Origin of the sequence: Pacificispira spongiicola, assembly GCF_012926505.1 — a bacterium.
In the GTDB taxonomy this organism is placed as follows: domain Bacteria; phylum Pseudomonadota; class Alphaproteobacteria; order UBA8366; family Aestuariispiraceae; genus Pacificispira; species Pacificispira spongiicola.
Map to the genome: position 1 here is coordinate 378,030 of NZ_JABBNT010000005.1, position 16,438 is coordinate 394,467.

A 16,438-nucleotide genomic window follows, 5' to 3' on the forward strand; every position below is an offset into this window, starting at 1 on the left:
GCTTTGCGCCAAGAGCGAAATCGCCGTGTCGCCTGAGTTGAGAACTAGCACCGGATTCTCACCCGGAATCAAGTGATCCCATACCCGGCAAGCTTTGCCGAAACGCCTCATCCGCTTTCGGCGATATAAAAATAACCTATTAAAATCTGCACCTTACCGAACATTCAGTTTGGCACGGCATTCGCAAGTATCGTCACGAGACGGGAATATATGTCCATCCCGGAGAGAGAGAACGATGCTGCAACGTGATTTTCGCATACGCTCCGCCGGCTACGGCGACTGCCGCGCACGGCCGATCTACCACTTCACGCGATGGCTAGCCGCCGCGCTGGTCGTGGTTCTCGCCTGGGCCCTTGCCCCGGCGGAGGCATCCGCCCAGTCGCGGATCAAGGATATCGTCGATATCGAAGGCGTCCGCGACAACATCCTGGTCGGTTACGGCCTCGTCGTCGGTCTGAACGGTACGGGCGACAGCCTGGACAGCGCGGTTTTCACCCGCGAAAGCTTGGTCGGCATGCTGCAGCGCATGGGCGTCAACGCCAGCAACGACGACCTGGACACGGACAATGTCGCCGCCGTCATGGTCACCGGCATGCTCCCCCCCTTCGCCCGTCAGGGATCGAAGATCGACGTAACGATTTCCGCGATGGGCGACGCCGACAACCTGCTGGGCGGCACGCTTCTGGTCACGCCGATGCTGGGTGCCGACGGCGAAATCTACGCCGTGGCGCAAGGCACGATCGCGGTCGGTGGATTTTCGGCGCAGGGGGCGGCGGAAACCGTCGTCAAAGGCGTACCGACCAGCGGACGCATCGCTAACGGGGCGATCGTCGAACGCGAAATCCCGTTCGAACTGGCCCAGTTGGGCAGCGTGAAGCTGAGCCTGCGCAACCCGGACTTCACGACGGCGCGTCGTATCGCCCGTGCGATCGACGCCTTCGTCGGCGAACCGACGGCCAAGGCGACGGACCTCAGCACCGTCCAATTGAATATCCCACCCAGCTATCAGGGCCAGTTGGTCGAGCTTCTAACCGATATCGAACAACTGCGCGTGGAACCGGACCAAGTGGCCCGCGTCGTGATCGACGAACAATCCGGTGTCATCGTCATGGGTGAAAATGTCGGGATCAGCACGGTCGCGGTGGCCCAAGGCAATCTGACCGTCCGCATCACGGAAACGCCGCAGGTCAGCCAGCCGACGCCGTTCTCCAACACCGGCACGACGGAAACAGTCGATCGCACGAATATCGAGGTGACGGAAGACGAGGACCGCCGCTTGGGCATCGTCGACGGCAGTGTCGAACTGCAAGACCTCGTGAACGGCCTGAACGCCCTGGGCGTAGGGCCGCGCGACATGATCACCATCCTACAGGCCATAAAGGCGTCCGGCGCCCTGCAGGCGGAAATTCAGGTGATGTGATGATGGAACAGACCGGACAGATGATGTTGGACATGGCGGGCAGCGCCGCGCTGCAAGCCAAGCCGAAAATGCCGGTAAACGGCACCCCGGAGAAAATCCGAGAGGCGGCGGTTCAATTCGAAGCCGTCTTCGCCACCCAGATGCTGCAGCCGATGTTCGAGGAAATCTCGACCGACGGTCTGTTTGGCGGGGGTCAGGGCGAAAATGTCTTTCGGTCCCTGCTGGTTCAGGAGTTCGGCGAGATCATCGCGGAACGGGGCGGTTTCGGCATCGCAGACTCCGTGGCCCGAGAATTGCTTAAGGCTCAAGAGGCGCAGTCCGCAGCGGGCGCGCCGGAACCGAAACCCGAAGGACAGCCGTCATGAACGCCGTCATCCGCGCCCATAACCTGATCGACCTGCTGCAGGATCTCGTGTCGGTTCTTGAACGCGAGAACGAACTTCTCGAACGCCCCCGGTCCAGCGAGTTGGAGCCGGTGGTGAAGGAGAAACAGGCCCTGTTCAAACTGTACGAAGACCAAATGACGGCCGTTGCCGCGGAAGTCGATTTCGGTGCGAAGCTGCCGGACGACCTGCGCGAGCGCCTGAAGGCCCTGGCAATGGAATTCGATACGGTGATGAAGCTCAACCGCCGCCGGTTGGAGCTGCTGACGAAGTCCAGCCAGATGATCGTCGACCGCATTATCGAGGCCGCGCGCACCGCCGCAGGCCAAGTGCCGCGTTACGAACGATCCGGCGGCGTGAAGCACGGCAGCCACGCGGCGCCGATCGCCATGAACAAGGAAATCTGACCGCGGGCTTCGACATCCGGCCGTAGAAACGGTCCGCGAAGCCGGCGCGAAACACGGAAAAGGCAAAGAAAATGTCTCTGTTCTCCGCCCTCAGTGTCGCCGTTACCTCGATCAACGCGCTGAACTCCGCGACGCGTGTCGTTTCCGACAACGTGGCGAACGCAACCAACGAAGGTTACAACCGACGCATCGCACAGTTCGAAAACCTGCAATATGGCGGCGTATCGATCAGCGACATCACCCGTGCGACAAATACCGGGTTGCTCCGCGATTTCTTCCAGCAAACCACGACCGCCCGCGCCGACACCGTGCGCGACGGTTTGTATCAACAGGTTGAACAGCTCTTCGGGACCAGCAACGGTCAAACGCCGCTGGTGGATGAAATCGAACAGCTCCGCTCCGCATTCAAGGCGTTGGAAGCGTCCCCAGAAAGCGATGCCGCCCAGAACGAGGTTTTGATCGCCGCGGCCGGGATCGTCGACGAAATCGAACGTCTGTCCGACGGATTGGACCTGATCGAAGATCAAATCCTGCGAAATATCGAAGACGTCGTCACGGAAGCAAACGACGTCATGCAGGAAATCGACCGCCTGAACGCAAAAATAGTGACAGAAAAGGCGGGCGGACGATCGACATCCAACCTCGAAAACCTGCGCGATTCGCAAGTCGAAAAGCTGGCGAATATCGCGCAGATCCGCACCTTCGAACGGGACGACGGGTCGCTTGCCGTCTATACGACATCCGGTCTTGTTCTGGTCGATGCGGACCCGGAAACCTTCAGTTGGGATTCGGCAACGCGATCCCTCACCCTTTCCGGCTCGACAGCCCCGAATTTGCTAACCAGCGGTCAATTGCCGGATGGCGAATTGGGCGCCATGGCCAACTTTATCCGCACGGACTCCACCGCGATCGAAAGTTCCGAAAGCGGCATGGGCACCTTGGAAAAGATGCGCAACCAGTTGGACGACCTGGCCTTCGCTCTGGCGGACGATTCCACGGCGCGCACGTCCGGTACGACCTATGTCGAAGGCAATGACGATCTGACGACCAGCGGCGTTGTCACCGCCGGGAACACGCTGACCTTCACGATCGGCGGTACGCTGATGGGTACGGTTACCGTCAATGCTGGCGACAGCATCGATGATGTCGCGACCGCCATCAACGGCATCACCAACATGCGGGCGCGTGTCGACGGCAACGGCCATCTTCAGGTTCTTAGCGACGGCGGGGCTTTCACCATCGGCGGGACTGCCGCCGGCGAACTGGGCCTGACCACCAGCCAGATCGCCGCCGATGCGGAAGACTCGCTGGCTTACGCCTATGAAAAGGAATTCGCGGCCGGGACTGTTCCGGTCAACGCGACGACCGTACTCAGCAGCATCAACGGCATCGCAGTCAACGACTCCTTCACCTTCAACAATGCCAATCTGGGCGGCGCGGTGACCTATACGGTCGGTGCCGGCGATACGGTTCAGGATATGCTGGACGCCATCAATTCCCAGGACGGCATGTATGCGAAGATCGGCACCGGCGGCGTTATCGAAATCAGCAGCCGCGCCGGCAGCCTTGCGCTGACCGAAGGCACGAATACGCCGCTGACGGCCCTGGGCTTCACGATCAACGGGACGACCGCCTCCATCAGCGGCACCGCATCGTCGACGCAGAGCAATTCCTTCTTTGTCGCGGAAGCCGGAACGACACCGCTCGACGTATCGCGAACCAACCTCGCCCTGGCGACATCGCTGAACAACCGGTCGCAATCCCTCAAGGTCGAAAACGGAACCGAAATCGTCCAGGCGATGAATTCCAGTTCCCGCAGCCTTGTCGGGTCGGGTCTGACCACGTCCAACACGGACTATACCGGCCTTAGCAACGGCATCCTGACGGGCCTGTCGCTGAACGCTTACCGCGCCACGAACAATGCGGAAGAAAGCGAAATTCTACGCGCCGGTTTGGAACAGTCGCTGCGCGACGACCTAGGCGTCGACATCGACGAGGAATTGGCGAACCTGACCGTGTTGCAGAACGCATATGCCGCGACGGCGCGGGTGATCGATACGATCAATCAGATGTTCGTCGCGCTTGAAAACGCCGGACGGTAACGGATGGCGAAGCCGTTGAAAGTCGGGGTCATCGGCCTGGGCGTCGGCGAACGGCATATCGTCGGTTATCAGGCGATCGACGGGGTAGAGGTCACCGCCTGTTGCGACACCGACCCGGCGAAAATGGCCGCCGTCGCGGAACGCCGGGGCGTCCCCCATCTGCACAAGGATTACCGGACGCTGATCGCCGATCCGTCGATCGACGCTGTGTCCATTTGCTCCTACGACGACGCCCATGTGGATCAGGCCGTCGCCGCCTTCGAGGCGGGCAAGCATGTCTTCTGTGAAAAACCGATCGCGCTGGACCGCGCTGGACTGGATCGTGTTATCCGTGCCTGGTCGGATAGCGGTAAACGTATTTCGTCCAATCTGATCCTACGCCAAAGCCCGCGATTCAAGGCGGTGCGCGACATGGTCCGCGCCGGGGAATTCGGGGACCTGCACTATATGGAAGGTGATTACATCCACCAGATTCTGTGGAAAATCACCGAAGGCTGGCGCGGCAAGATGGACTTCTATTGCGTCACCTATGGCGGCGGCATCCATTTGATCGACCTGATGCGCTGGATCGCGGGGGAAGAGGTTACCGAAGTCACCGCCATGGCCGCGAAAAAGGTTACGCGCGATTCCACCTTTCCATACCCGGACACAATGACCAGCCTGTTGCGGTTCGACAGCGATCTGATGGCGAAATCGACCACCAGCTTCGCGCCGCAACGTCGCCAGATTCACACATTGAACATCTACGGCACGAAACTGAGCTTCGAAAACGCGAACGGCCCGGCCCGCCTGTATCGCGGCGATCAGCCGGAAGACGAGGAAGTCTTCGACGTCCCCTACCCCGCCATCGAAAAAGGCGATTTGCTGCCGGATTTCATTGATGCGATCCGCGAGGACCGGGAACCGATCGTTGGCGCACGCGACGTTTTCGAGGTCATGAATATCTGCCTGAGCGCTTGGGAATCCGCGGATAACGGCAAGGCCGTCCCCGTCGCCCGTGTGGTGTAGGTAACAAAAACTTCATCGCTTCGTTTCCGTTCCGCCACAGAACCGCTTCATAGACTGGTTTCCTTCCGATAGATCAGTCTTGGAGCTCTGACATGCCCTTCCCCACGGTGCGCGGTGCCCGCGCCTTCGCCCTGGCGCTGCTTGGCGCAACGATCCTCAGCCCCGCAGGTGCGGCCCTGGCCGACGGTGCCTTCAACCGCATCGCGACCTTCCCGGTCTATGAGACGCTGCCGGACGGCGTGGACCGGAAGACGGAAACATCCGCCGAAATCATTTCCGCCAGCAAGGACGGCAATACGCTGATCTTCACCGACAGCCCCTCGAACGCCCTCGTCTTCGTCGATGCTTCCCAGGCAGATGCGCCGAAATCCCTGGGCCGCGTCGCCCTGGGCGGCGAACCGACCTCCGTTTCCGTGGCTGCCGGTGTCGCCCTGGTCGGCGTGAACACCAGCAAAAGCTATGTCGAACCGTCGGGGAACCTGTCCGTCGTCACTATCGACGGCCATGAAATCGCCGCCCGTTGCGACGTGAAAGGACAACCGGATTCCGTCGCGGTCAGCCCGGACGGCAAATACGTCGCCATCGCCATCGAAAACGAACGCGATGAAGACCTGAATGACGGCGTCATCCCGCAGATGCCCGCCGGACACTTGGCGGTCTTCGACCTCGATGGCAATGGCATGCCGACCAATTGCGACGCCGTGCGCATCGTGGATATGACCGGCCTTGCCGACATCGCGCCCAGCGATCCAGAACCGGAATTCGTTTCCATCAATGCGGACAATATCGCCGTCGTCACGCTGCAGGAAAACAACCACATCGCCCTGGTGGACCTCGCCGCGGGCAAGGTAACCGCGCATTTCTCTGCCGGAACCTCTAGCGCCGACGCCATCCCGACCGAAAAAGCCCGTTCCAGCGACGGAACTGGTTCGATCAAGGATGTTCCGCGCGAACCGGATGCCGTCGCCTGGATCGATGAAAACCGCTTCGTCACCGCGAATGAAGGCGACTACAAGGGAGGGTCGCGCGGCTTCACCATCTTCGACACGACCGGCGCGATCCTGTTCGACAGCGGCGCCGATCTGGAACACATGGCCATGCGGCACGGCCACTATCCGGCCAAACGCGCCCATAAGAAGGGTGCGGAACCGGAAGGCGTGACCGTCGGTACCTTCGGCGGCGAAACCTATATCTTCGTCAGCGCCGAACGCGCCAATTTCGCCGCCGTCTATCGCGATACCGGCGCGGCGCCGGAATTCGTTCAATTCTTGCCGACCAACGTCGGCCCGGAAGGCTCGCTGGCCCTGCCCCAGCGTGACCTGTTCGTCGTCGCGAACGAGGTCGACAGCGCCGAAGACAACGTTCGCGCCGCCGTCGGTCTGTATCGTTTCGGGTCCGATACGCCCGCCTATCCGACGATCCTGTCCGACAAGGATCCCAAGACCGGCGCGCCGATCGGTTGGGGCGCCCTGTCCGGTATGGCCGCCGATCCGCAATCGCCCGGTAAGGTCTTCGCAGTCAGTGACAGCTTCTATGACGCGGCGCGCATCTTCACGTTGGATGTGTCGTCCTCCCCGGTTCACATCACATCTTATGTCGATCTGCACGGCGGCACCGCCAAGCATTACGATCTGGAAGGCATCGCCCTGCGCGACGCGGGCGGGTTCTGGTTGGCCAGTGAAGGCCATCCGAAAAAGGAACTGGCCCATCTGCTGATCCAGGCGGCCGCCGACGGCACGGTCATCCGCGAAATCCCGCTGCCGGAAGCCCTGACCGCCCAGGCGGAACGTTTCAGCCTGGAAGGCGTTTCCGAATTCACGGTCGACGGGAAGCCGCGCGTCGTCGTCGCGGTGCAGCGCGAGTGGGGAGACGATCCGAAGGACCTTACAAAGCTCGGCATTTTCGACCCGGAAGCGGAAGCCTGGACCTTCGTCCGCTATCCGCTGGACGCGCCGAAGGACGGCGGCTGGGTCGGCCTGTCCGAAATCACCCATCTGGACGGCCAACGCTTCCTGGTCATCGAACGCGACAATAAGGGCGGCCCGGATGCGGCGATCAAACAACTCGCGCTAATTGATCTGTCCACGGTTACACCGAAACCCTTCGGTGAAGACCTGCCGACCGTCGAAAAGCGCGTCATCATGGACCTGCTGCCCGCCATGCAGTCCGGCCACGGTTGGACGCCGGATAAGGTGGAAGGTCTTGCCGTCACCGCCGACAACCGCCTGCTGGCCGTAACCGACAATGACGGCGTCGACGATGCGTCCGGGGAAACGATGTTCCTCGACCTCGGCACCGTCGATACGGCCGGTTGGTAAAACGCCTCATACGGCGGAAAGGCCCCTCACCTCGGTGGGGGGCCTTTTCGTATTAGGTCTTCGCAAAGGTCATCTTGTTGTTCACCAGCGTTTCCGCCGTCCCGACCCAGGCCCAGGCCAGCAGGCTGGGTTCACGGTCCGGCGTCGTGATCCGGTGGCTATGCCCCGCCTGATTGAAGATCAGCGATCCCGGCGCATAGACACCGACATCGTTTTCCGACACGTTGCCGCTGACGCAGTAATAGCTTTCGGTGATGCCCTTATGGCTGTGTGCCGGATAGGTCGTTTTCGGACCGAACAGCACGAATCCCAGAATGATCCGGTCGCTGAAAATCGGGCCGCGCGGCCCCATGATTTCCGTGAAACCGTATTTCTGCGTCAGGCCCTTCGGCACCTTTTCATAACCGTATTGCCAACGCAGATGATCGCGCACGGCGTCCAGGGATCGCGCCAGTTTTGCCGTTCTATGGCCCGTTGCGTTGCTCAGGGCACGGCTCAGATGGTCGCAAACGGGCAGTGCAACGGCCTCTTCCTCAACTATGGTCGGGTCGTCCTCGAACACCTTGCCAAGGAGACGGCGGACCTCCGCCAGATGAGATCGTATTTTCGAACTGCCGCCCGCCGATCCGGTTTGGTAAAGTTCGTAAAAGTCGCGGACGAGGTATTGCCAGTCAGGTTGTGTTGAAAGACGCATATCCCTGCCCTTGTTATTGTGCGGTGCAACAATCAGACATCAGTTAGCATGATGATGCCACACCGCGACTTTCAAATTGGAGAACAAAGATTTCCCGGTAACGACATCCGCAAAAGCTGGCGTAAAACTTGCTTAGGAAAAGCAGTGCTATGCTATTGTAACTAAGAGATCATCTCTTTCCGGAAGGTTCGCGAATGTCCGATACCCCGATCCCCTTCGGCAAGCCGCAACTGGACGACGCGGCCTTCGACGCCGTCCGCGCCGTGCTGGAAAGCGGCATGCTGGTCCACGGCACCGTCACCCCGGCTTTCGAGGACGCCTTTGCCGCCCGTATCGGCGCAAAGGAAGCGGTGGCCGTGTCCAGTTGCACCGCCGGCCTGCATCTAACGCTGTTCGTGCGGGGGATCGGCCCCGGCGACCGGGTTGCGGTTCCGGCCATGACCCATGTCGCAACGGCCCATTCCGTCGAACTGCAGGGTGCGGAGCCGGTTTTCATCGATGTCGATCCGGCGACCGGCAATATGGACCCGGCGAAGCTGGAAGCGGTCGACGGGCCGCTGGCCGCGATCATGCCCGTCCATTATCTGGGCCTGCCCTGCGACATGGACCGGATCAACGCGGTCGCGGAGGCGAAAGGCGCCTTCGTCCTGGAAGACTGCGCGCTGGCCGTCGATTCAAAATGGGGCGACGACAAGGCCGGAACCTTGGGGCTGGCCGGTAGCTTTTCCTTCTATCCGGTGAAGCATATGACCTCCATCGAAGGCGGCATGGTGACCACCAACGATTCCGACCTTGCAACGGAACTGCGCCGCCGCCGGGCCTTCGGCTATAACCGGGCGCTGGGGGAACGGGCGCGTCCCGGCATTTACGATGTCGATGCGCTGGGCATGAATTACCGGATGAGCGAAGTCGAAGCGGCCGTCGGCCTGTCGCAGATGAACCGGTTGGACGACTTTATGGCCGCGCGGTCGGCAAACGACGCGACATTGCGGGCGATCCTTTCGGAAATCGATGGGTTGACCGTCTTCCCCGATCGCATCGGCAAGGCCCTGTCTTCCCATTATTGCCTGAACGCCGTTTTGCCGCTCGACGGATCCGTATCCCGCGACAAGGTTGTCGATGGGCTGAAAGACAGAGGGATCGGGTCGTCGGTGCACTATCCGGGGCCGGTACCGTTGTTTACTTATTATCAAGGAAAATACGGGTATAAGGCAGGTGACTTCCCGGTTGCCGAATGGCTGGCCGAACAGACCATCTCCCTTCCCGTCGGGCCGCATCTGGGACCGGATGGGGCGAAAAGAGTGGGCGAGGCCTTCCGGGAAGCCTATAACAGCGCTATCGCGTGACAACCCGGCAGAAAGCCGCGGGACCACGCGGTGACATGTGCCGTCAGCGGAAAGACCAGAAGGAGGAACCGCGATGAGTTCGATACCTTACGACACGCTTCGCCCGAAATTGACGGACCAGCGCATTTTACTGGTCGGCGGCGCGGGCTTTATCGGCCACAATCTCGCGCTCGAACTCGCCCGCATGGGGGCGACAGTCGGGATTTGCGACAACCTGATGGTCAACAGCCTGATCGAAAATTGTTACGATCCGAAACGGACGGGCGTGCAGCGGGTCGCCTATCAGAACTTCCTGCTAGACCGCTTCCTGATGTTGCGCGAATCCGGCGTCGAACTGATGAACTGCGACGCGCGGCTGCTGGCCGATCTGGGTCGCGTGTTCGAATCCTTCCAGCCGACAAAGGTCGTCCAAATGGCGGCCATCGCCAGCGCCGTCGACGCGAAGGCGGAACCAGGCCTTGCCTTCGACCTACAGCTCATCACGCTCCGCAATGTTTTGGAACTGGTGCGCCCGAAGGTGAAGGACATCAACCAAGTGATGTTCATGTCCTCGTCCACCGTCTATGGCGATTTCGAGGGCGACAGTGTCGATGAGACGACCTTCCCCCGCCCTGAAGGCATCTATGCCAACGCGAAGTTCATGGGCGAACGTCTGGTCCGGACGTATCGCACCCAGTACGGTCTGGGCACCACGGTTATCCGTCCGTCCGCGCTGTATGGCGAACGTTGCATTTCGCGCCGGGTCAGCCAGATCTTCATCGAAAACGCGCTGACCGGAAAGCCGCTGCTGCTGGAAGGCGGCGGCGACGGCAGGCTGGACTTCACCTACATCAACGACTTGGTTCAGGGCATGGTCCGTGCCTTGGCCCTGCATCGCGGTCACGACGACAGTTCGACCTTCAACATCACCTTCGGCAATGCCCGCACCATCGCGGACCTCGCCGCCGTGGTGAAATCGGTCGTGCCGGAAACGATCCTGGAAGAACGCCCGCGCGCCGTCGACAAACCGATCCGCGGCACTCTGTCCATCGACCGGGCACGCGAAAAGCTGGGCTTCGAGCCGACCTGGACGCTGGAAACCGGCTATAAGCAATACTGCGAGTGGTATGCGGAACAATGGCGCCGCGCGCAGCATCAGGTGGAAGCGAACTGAGATGAGCGAGACCGATCGGGGGCCGGCGGCACTGTTGCTGCTGGCCCGTCTCGACTCCCGGCGCTTGCCGGGCAAGGGGTTGATGGATTTAGGCGGCCGCCCGGTATTGGGTCGCGCCGTCGACAGGCTGCGGCGCTGCGGCATTGTCAACGACATGATCCTGGCGACCAGCGACCGGGCCATCGACGACCCGCTTGAAGCCTTTGCCGAGGCGGAAGGCATCGGTTGCTATCGCGGCGATGCGCATGATGTGGCGAAACGCTGCACCGATGCCTGCACCGACAACGGCCTGGACTGGTTCATCCGCATTTGTGGCGACAGCCCCTTTGCGGATCCCGCCGTGGTCGACAGCGTCGCCCGGCGGTTTCTGGACGCCGGCGTCGATCTGGCAACGAATGTCTATCCCCGCTCCTTTCCAATAGGGGCAAGCGCCGAAGCGGTTTCCCGCGCGGCGATGGAACGCATTCTGGCGGCCACGGACGATCTGGCCTACCGGGAACATGTGACGCTCTATGCCTATGAGCATCCGGCTGATTTCACGATCGATAGCGTTCTGCCCGCCGATCCGGGATATGAGGATCTCTCGATCGCCGTCGATACCCCTGAAGACTTGGACCGAGCACGGCGTCTGATCGCTTTGTTGCCGGACCCGAAGACCGCGACGCTGGAAGAAATCCTGAAACTCCAGCCGCAGGCGGCTTAGGGTCCTCCCTGCGCATTGGCGTCGGTCCAGCGCTCCAAATCTTCGATCATCTGGGTGAAGGCGGCGTCGACGGGGGCGGCGGGATCGGTCAGCGCTTGTAGGATCAACCCCTCCACCGCCGCCACGGTCAAGCAGGCGCGATGCTGTGCGGCCACGGGATCGATACCGTCCTGAACCAGCATATCCGCAACGATACGGTTCCAACCGCCGACAAGGCGGTCAAGAAAAGGTCGATAAAGATCGCCGCCGACAGCCAGCGCCTGGGTCCACAATTGCAGCGTTAGCAGATGCAATCCCCGCGCATTCGGATCGGCCAAGGACGTCTTCCAAAAGGCGGTCAATGAGTTGCTGGCACTCCCCGCCTGACCGGCTGATAAATCGGCAGCCCATCGCGCGCCGACCGCTTCGACCGCCGCCAGCAGAAGCGCATCCTTCGTCCCGAAGTGATAGATCAACATCCGGGCGGAGGTGCCGATGTCCGAGGCGACATCCCGCAACGAAAAATCCGCTTTCGGATTGGCAATCATCCAATCGACCACAGCCCTCAATATCTCGTCCCGCCGCTCGTTTCGGTCGCTCACCCCGATCACCCGTTTCTTGCCAAACAATGTAACAAACGTTACACGTAACAATCGTTACACGAAAGGGAGAAACGTCATGAATATGCGTCCGCTGTACGCCGCGTTGGCAATCGTCGGAACGGTCGCCCCCTATACCGTCTTTCTGCCATGGCTCGTGGAGAACGGGATCGCGCCCGACCTATTTCTTTCCGCTATGTTCGAGACGAATATCTCATCCTTCTTCAGTCTCGACGTCCTGATTTCCGCCCTCGTCCTTGTGATCGCTACCATTGTGTCGAAAGGGTTATCCAGCGGTAAGAAAGCCGGAATAATCGTCGCCACCTGCCTGATCGGCGTATCTTCGGGCCTGCCTTTGTATCTCTACCTGACAGCGTCCAAGGAAAGATAAAACCGCGCGGCCAGAGCTGAAGATTACTGACAGAACGATGTCAGGAGACCTGTGCGATATGAACCTCGCCAAATGCCGCCCCAACGGATCCGCAAACGATCGGAGATCACAATGAAGTTCGCATCGACACGCCTTTACGCGACCGACATCGCGAAAATGGTCGCCTTCTATGAAATGGTAACGGAGCGAGAAGCAACCTGGCTCGCCCCCGTATTTGCGGAAATCGTAACGCCGGGGGCAACAATTGCCATTGGTGCCGCAGAAACCGTCGCTCTCTGGAAGGAAGGAAGCGGAGAACCGGCGATGAACCGAACCGCAACCCTGGAATTTCAGGTCGATGACGTCGACGCGGACTACGCGCGCCTGAAAGACAAGGTGACGTTGGTTCACGCGCTGAAGACAATGCCCTGGGGAAACAAAACCTTCCAGTTTCGCGATCCGGAAGGAACCGCTGTTTCTTTGTTCGCACCGATAACCGGCTCCGCCAAAGAACGATTTGCGGATCGGTGAGGACATATTCTAACCGCCCTGGAACGGCACCTGTACGTTATCGATCAATCGCGTTTCCCCAAGCTGCGCCGCGACCAGCAAGCGTCCGTTCCGCTCCAAGTCGGATAGCGGCGCCAGATCGTCTTCCGCACGCAATTCCAAATACTCGACGGATTGGAACCCCGCGGACAGAATACGGTCGCGCGCCTCGGAAAGCGTGACCTCGACCGGTGCCCCCACCGCAATTCGGGTTGCCGATTCCATAAGCGTCGCGGCGAGAACGATCGCCGTTTTACGCTCTGTATCAGACAGACGCATGTTGCGGGACGACATGGCGAGGCCGTTCTCCTCCCGGATCGTCGGGCATCCGATGACATCGATGGGAATATTCAAATCCGCCGCCAGCCGCTTCACCACATGCAATTGCTGGAAGTCCTTCTCACCGAAATAGGCAAGGTCGGCCTGGGTTTGGAGGAACAGTTTCGCAACCACGGTCGCGACCCCATCGAAATGACCCGGGCGCTGGGCACCGCACAGGCCTTCAGTGACGCCGGTGATGGAAATCGTCGTGGCGAACCCCGCCGGATACATTTCATCGCCGTCCGGACAGAACAACAGGTCCGCGCCAAGCGGCGCAAGCTTCGCTGCATCCTCGACCTCGGTTCTGGGATAGGCAGCCAAGTCCGCCGCGCTGTTGAACTGCTTCGGATTGACGAACAGCGTCACGATAACCCGGTCCGCCCCGGTCAAGGCCGCGCGCACGAGGCTTAGATGCCCGTCATGCAGGGCGCCCATCGTCGGCACGACAGCGATCTTTTCCCCAGCAGCACGCCATTCGGCGACAATCCGGCGCAGGTCGAAAACGGTTCGAACGATGGGAACACTCATGCCGCACCCTCCCCGGACGGTGCCTCACCATCGCCGAAAACATGGCTATCGTCGGGAAAACGGCGTTCCCGCACCTCCTCCGCATAGGCCGCGACGGCCTTATCCGCCGCTTCCCCCAATTCGGCATAGCGTTTGACGAATTTCGGACGAAAGGCGGTGAACATGCCCAGCATGTCGTCAATGACCAGGATTTGTCCGTCGCAGGCCGGGGACGCACCGATACCGATCGTCGGAATCGACAGTTCCGCCGTAATGTTCCGCGCAAGGCTTTCCGGCACCTTTTCCAGGACGACGGAAAAGGCCCCGGCCTGCGTCACCGCCCGGGCGTCTCGGCGAATGCGATCGGCGGCCTCTCCCCGGCCCTGAACCTTATAGCCGCCGAACAGGTTCACTGCCTGCGGCGTCAGACCGATATGCGCCATGACCGGAATGCCGCGTGCGGTCAGGAAACCGATGGTGTCGCGCATGTTTTCGCCGCCTTCCAGCTTCACGGCGTCACACGCGGTTTCGGCCATCATTCGGGCCGCATTGCGAAATGCCTGTTCAGGGCTTTCCTCATAGGAGGAGAAGGGCATATCGACGACAAGCAATGCCTTTTCCACACCGCGCCGCACGGCCTTGCCATGCAGGATCATCATATCCAGCGTCACGGACAGGGTGGACGGCAATCCGTGCAGCACCATGCCGACGCTGTCACCGACAAGGACAACGTCGCAATGACGATCCGCCAGCGCCGCGATCGGCGTCGTATAGGCGGTCAGACAGATCAGCGGCACCCCGCCCTTGCGCGCGATAACATCCGGCACGGACGTGCCGCCGATAGCGGTGGTAGCACTCATAAGCGTCGCGTTTCCTTGCCCAAATGACGTCGTCTATCCCGCCGGTTTCGGACCGAGTCCAGCCGGGGATGCCAACGCGCTTCTTATTCTATGAGAGGTATGACAGGCCTTGAGCGGCCTTTTGGTGAACGCATAGTCTCGGCGGGCGGGATGCTATTGCAGCGCACACAATACCGCAACAGATGGGTAAACCGGTCGATTTAACGACCTGGGGTCCAATGCCAAGTCACCGCCTGGGACAGCGTTTCGAAGCCCATGGCAGCGTAAAGCGCCAAGGACGCGGTATTTTCTGCCTGGGTCCCGACAAGCATACGATCGGCCTGCCCGCCGCCCACAGCCAAGGCACCGTCCACAAGGCGGCGTCCGATCCCCCGCCCCTGATATCCGGGCGCAACGGCGATCAGGTCGATCAACAGGCCGTCGGTACGGGACAGGACCGCGTTGAAGCCGACGATCTCCTCCCCCTCCACGGCCAGGACGGTAAAATCTGCCCTGCCCCCGACATCGTTCACTGTCCATGTCCGCTTGAAGGCGTCCGCCCGGTCGTTCGGAATTTCAGGGTCGCGATGCCAACGGTCGCTGCGAAAGGCCACCGCCGCGATATCCCCTGCGGTTTCTGCATCGGCAGGCGTCGCAAGCCGGGTTCCCTCGGGAAGCGCCGACTGGCTTTTCGGCAAGTCGCGGCCCAGGGTCACCAGTGTCTCGATACGTCTAAACCCCGCCGCCAGCAGCAAGGCATCCTCATCAGCATCGCCCCGCCGGAACAACAGACCGACCCCGTGGTCTTCCGCCGCCGCAACCGCCGCCGCCGCCTTCGTCGGGTCCGACAAGGCCCATACGGGCTTACCCAGAATGGCGCCGTCGAACAGGCGTTCCTCGCAATATGCCGGGATCATGCCGCTGGCTCCGGTCGCATCAGGCCGCGCAATGTGTATTTACCGCTCGGCTCCACCAACCGATCCAACAGCATCAGCCGGAACCCGGCGCGACGGGCCAGCATGGCGTAGGAAACGGCGGAAAAGGCGCAATAATGTTCGATGAAGAATTCTTCCCGGTCGGGACCGGCATCGGCGAGAGCGGCCTCCCCATCCGGCAATTCGACATAGACGACGCCGCAATCCGTCAGAACGTCGCGCGATTTCGCCAGCATCGTCACCGGGTCCGGCACATGTTCCAAGACCTTGTTGAAGGTCACCAGATCGAAGCGCCGGTCGATCGTATCGGTCATGAAGTCGGCAACGAGACCATCCACATCGGCCTTGCTGCGGGCATGTTCCGCTGAACGGGGATCGGGATCCAGCGCGGTCGCATGCCACCCCGCCTGCCGCATCGCGGCGGGGAAAACGGCCAGCCCCGCGCCGACATCCAGCAATTTGTTCCGCCCGGCCTTGCGCATATCGCCGCAATGCCCATCGACAAAGGCGACCCGACCGCGGTTGTCGGACCGTTCCGGCGGCAGGGCCATGATCTTGTCGAACATCGCGGCCATCCGTCCCCCGCCATAGGTACGGTTCCAATAGTCACCGCTATACAGATCCGACAGGTCCATATCGTGTCGGTTCACCACATGGCCGGTAGACGGGCTTTGCAACAGATCACGGCGATAGGGGGACAGGCCGAAGTCGGTCTCCCCCGTCGGCGGTGCATTGTAGGATTTGATAAGGAACCAATCCGTCGCCCCGGTTACCGGGCATGAAATTCCGTCATAGCCTGCCATGC

The 16,438-nt window shown here is 61.0% G+C and carries 17 protein-coding genes; 11 read left to right on the forward strand and 6 right to left on the reverse strand.

Features of this window, described 5'->3' with window-relative positions; genetic code table 11:
• Positions 1-235: 235 nt before the first annotated feature.
• The 6 genes from HH303_RS17640 to HH303_RS17665 all read left to right on the forward strand — a co-directional run bounded on the left by HH303_RS17640 (position 236) and on the right by HH303_RS17665 (position 7,638).
• Positions 236-1,420: a flagellar basal body P-ring protein FlgI gene (locus HH303_RS17640; protein ID WP_169626679.1), complete on the forward strand. Its 1,185-nt coding sequence runs from the start codon at positions 236-238 to the stop codon at positions 1,418-1,420.
• Positions 1,420-1,785, forward strand: a complete 366-nt coding sequence (locus tag HH303_RS17645) for a rod-binding protein (RefSeq protein WP_169626680.1) — start codon at positions 1,420-1,422, stop codon at positions 1,783-1,785. Before HH303_RS17640 ends, HH303_RS17645 begins: the two co-directional genes overlap by 1 nt.
• Positions 1,782-2,210 carry a hypothetical protein gene (locus HH303_RS17650; RefSeq protein WP_169626681.1) on the forward strand — a complete coding sequence of 143 codons (429 nt, stop codon included), beginning with the start codon at positions 1,782-1,784 and terminating at the stop codon, positions 2,208-2,210. Before HH303_RS17645 ends, HH303_RS17650 begins: the two co-directional genes overlap by 4 nt.
• Before the next feature lie 71 nt (positions 2,211-2,281).
• Positions 2,282-4,312, forward strand: coding sequence for a FlgK family flagellar hook-associated protein (locus HH303_RS17655; protein ID WP_169626682.1), 2,031 nt, complete (start codon positions 2,282-2,284; stop codon positions 4,310-4,312).
• 3 nt (positions 4,313-4,315) lie between these two features.
• Positions 4,316-5,320, forward strand: a complete 1,005-nt coding sequence (locus tag HH303_RS17660; protein WP_169626683.1) for a Gfo/Idh/MocA family protein — start codon at positions 4,316-4,318, stop codon at positions 5,318-5,320.
• Positions 5,321-5,412: 92 nt separating this feature from the next.
• Complete coding sequence (locus HH303_RS17665; protein ID WP_169626684.1) at positions 5,413-7,638, forward strand: esterase-like activity of phytase family protein; 2,226 nt, start codon at positions 5,413-5,415, stop codon at positions 7,636-7,638.
• A gap of 52 nt (positions 7,639-7,690) precedes the next feature.
• Here the strand turns inward: HH303_RS17665 and HH303_RS17670 are convergent, their stop codons facing one another.
• The gene (locus HH303_RS17670; RefSeq protein WP_169626685.1) at positions 7,691-8,332 is read right to left on the reverse strand and encodes a dimethylsulfonioproprionate lyase family protein; all 642 of its coding nucleotides are present in this window, start codon (positions 8,330-8,332) and stop codon (positions 7,691-7,693) included.
• 194 nt (positions 8,333-8,526) lie between these two features.
• Between HH303_RS17670 and HH303_RS17675 the strand changes: the two genes are divergently transcribed.
• The 3 genes from HH303_RS17675 (at position 8,527) to HH303_RS17685 (ending at position 11,534) form a co-directional block, all read left to right on the forward strand.
• Positions 8,527-9,678: a DegT/DnrJ/EryC1/StrS family aminotransferase gene (locus tag HH303_RS17675; protein ID WP_169626686.1), complete on the forward strand. Its 1,152-nt coding sequence runs from the start codon at positions 8,527-8,529 to the stop codon at positions 9,676-9,678.
• Between the two features lie 73 nt (positions 9,679-9,751).
• Positions 9,752-10,831, forward strand: coding sequence for an NAD-dependent epimerase/dehydratase family protein (locus HH303_RS17680; protein ID WP_169626687.1), 1,080 nt, complete (start codon positions 9,752-9,754; stop codon positions 10,829-10,831).
• 1 nt (position 10,832) lies between these two features.
• A complete protein-coding gene (locus tag HH303_RS17685) occupies positions 10,833-11,534 on the forward strand; it encodes a cytidylyltransferase domain-containing protein (RefSeq protein ID WP_169626688.1) in 702 nt (233 codons plus the stop codon).
• On the opposite strand, the gene HH303_RS17690 is transcribed toward HH303_RS17685, so the two are convergent.
• Positions 11,531-12,115, reverse strand: coding sequence for a TetR/AcrR family transcriptional regulator (locus HH303_RS17690; RefSeq protein ID WP_169626689.1), 585 nt, complete (start codon positions 12,113-12,115; stop codon positions 11,531-11,533). The genes HH303_RS17685 and HH303_RS17690 overlap by 4 nt on opposite strands.
• A gap of 76 nt (positions 12,116-12,191) precedes the next feature.
• Between HH303_RS17690 and HH303_RS17695 the strand changes: the two genes are divergently transcribed.
• Together HH303_RS17695 and HH303_RS17700 are read left to right on the forward strand one after the other, a co-directional pair.
• The gene (locus HH303_RS17695; protein WP_169626690.1) at positions 12,192-12,503 is read left to right on the forward strand and encodes a DUF2834 domain-containing protein; all 312 of its coding nucleotides are present in this window, start codon (positions 12,192-12,194) and stop codon (positions 12,501-12,503) included.
• 111 nt (positions 12,504-12,614) lie between these two features.
• Entirely contained in the window at positions 12,615-13,013 is a 399-nt protein-coding gene (locus HH303_RS17700; RefSeq protein WP_169626691.1) for a VOC family protein, read from the forward strand.
• 9 nt (positions 13,014-13,022) lie between these two features.
• Here the strand turns inward: HH303_RS17700 and panC are convergent, their stop codons facing one another.
• The 4 genes from panC to HH303_RS17720 form a co-directional block, all read right to left on the reverse strand.
• Positions 13,023-13,880 carry a pantoate--beta-alanine ligase gene (gene panC, locus HH303_RS17705; protein ID WP_169626692.1) on the reverse strand — a complete coding sequence of 286 codons (858 nt, stop codon included), beginning with the start codon at positions 13,878-13,880 and terminating at the stop codon, positions 13,023-13,025.
• The gene (panB, locus tag HH303_RS17710; RefSeq protein WP_169626693.1) at positions 13,877-14,719 is read right to left on the reverse strand and encodes a 3-methyl-2-oxobutanoate hydroxymethyltransferase; all 843 of its coding nucleotides are present in this window, start codon (positions 14,717-14,719) and stop codon (positions 13,877-13,879) included. The genes panC and panB overlap by 4 nt, the downstream gene beginning before the upstream one ends.
• Positions 14,720-14,919: 200 nt before the next feature.
• A complete protein-coding gene (locus HH303_RS17715) occupies positions 14,920-15,615 on the reverse strand; it encodes a GNAT family N-acetyltransferase (RefSeq protein WP_169626694.1) in 696 nt (231 codons plus the stop codon).
• Positions 15,612-16,436 carry a class I SAM-dependent methyltransferase gene (locus HH303_RS17720; RefSeq protein WP_169626695.1) on the reverse strand — a complete coding sequence of 275 codons (825 nt, stop codon included), beginning with the start codon at positions 16,434-16,436 and terminating at the stop codon, positions 15,612-15,614. The genes HH303_RS17715 and HH303_RS17720 overlap by 4 nt, the downstream gene beginning before the upstream one ends.
• Positions 16,437-16,438: the final 2 nt, after the last annotated feature.

Excerpts from the sequence above, each read along its gene's own strand:
- HH303_RS17640 (WP_169626679.1), top strand. The coding sequence starts at position 236 with ATGCTGCAACGTGATTTTCGCATACGCTCCGCCGGCTACGGCGACTGC.
- HH303_RS17645 (WP_169626680.1), top strand. The coding sequence starts at position 1,420 with ATGATGGAACAGACCGGACAGATGATGTTGGACATGGCGGGCAGCGCC.
- HH303_RS17650 (WP_169626681.1), top strand. The coding sequence starts at position 1,782 with ATGAACGCCGTCATCCGCGCCCATAACCTGATCGACCTGCTGCAGGAT.
- HH303_RS17655 (WP_169626682.1), top strand. The coding sequence starts at position 2,282 with ATGTCTCTGTTCTCCGCCCTCAGTGTCGCCGTTACCTCGATCAACGCG.
- HH303_RS17660 (WP_169626683.1), top strand. The coding sequence starts at position 4,316 with ATGGCGAAGCCGTTGAAAGTCGGGGTCATCGGCCTGGGCGTCGGCGAA.
- HH303_RS17665 (WP_169626684.1), top strand. The coding sequence starts at position 5,413 with ATGCCCTTCCCCACGGTGCGCGGTGCCCGCGCCTTCGCCCTGGCGCTG.
- HH303_RS17670 (WP_169626685.1), bottom strand. The coding sequence starts at position 8,332 with ATGCGTCTTTCAACACAACCTGACTGGCAATACCTCGTCCGCGACTTT.
- HH303_RS17675 (WP_169626686.1), top strand. The coding sequence starts at position 8,527 with ATGTCCGATACCCCGATCCCCTTCGGCAAGCCGCAACTGGACGACGCG.
- HH303_RS17680 (WP_169626687.1), top strand. The coding sequence starts at position 9,752 with ATGAGTTCGATACCTTACGACACGCTTCGCCCGAAATTGACGGACCAG.
- HH303_RS17685 (WP_169626688.1), top strand. The coding sequence starts at position 10,833 with ATGAGCGAGACCGATCGGGGGCCGGCGGCACTGTTGCTGCTGGCCCGT.
- HH303_RS17695 (WP_169626690.1), top strand. The coding sequence starts at position 12,192 with ATGAATATGCGTCCGCTGTACGCCGCGTTGGCAATCGTCGGAACGGTC.
- HH303_RS17700 (WP_169626691.1), top strand. The coding sequence starts at position 12,615 with ATGAAGTTCGCATCGACACGCCTTTACGCGACCGACATCGCGAAAATG.
- panC (WP_169626692.1), bottom strand. The coding sequence starts at position 13,880 with ATGAGTGTTCCCATCGTTCGAACCGTTTTCGACCTGCGCCGGATTGTC.
- panB (WP_169626693.1), bottom strand. The coding sequence starts at position 14,719 with ATGAGTGCTACCACCGCTATCGGCGGCACGTCCGTGCCGGATGTTATC.
- HH303_RS17715 (WP_169626694.1), bottom strand. The coding sequence starts at position 15,615 with ATGATCCCGGCATATTGCGAGGAACGCCTGTTCGACGGCGCCATTCTG.
- HH303_RS17720 (WP_169626695.1), bottom strand. The coding sequence starts at position 16,436 with ATGGCAGGCTATGACGGAATTTCATGCCCGGTAACCGGGGCGACGGAT.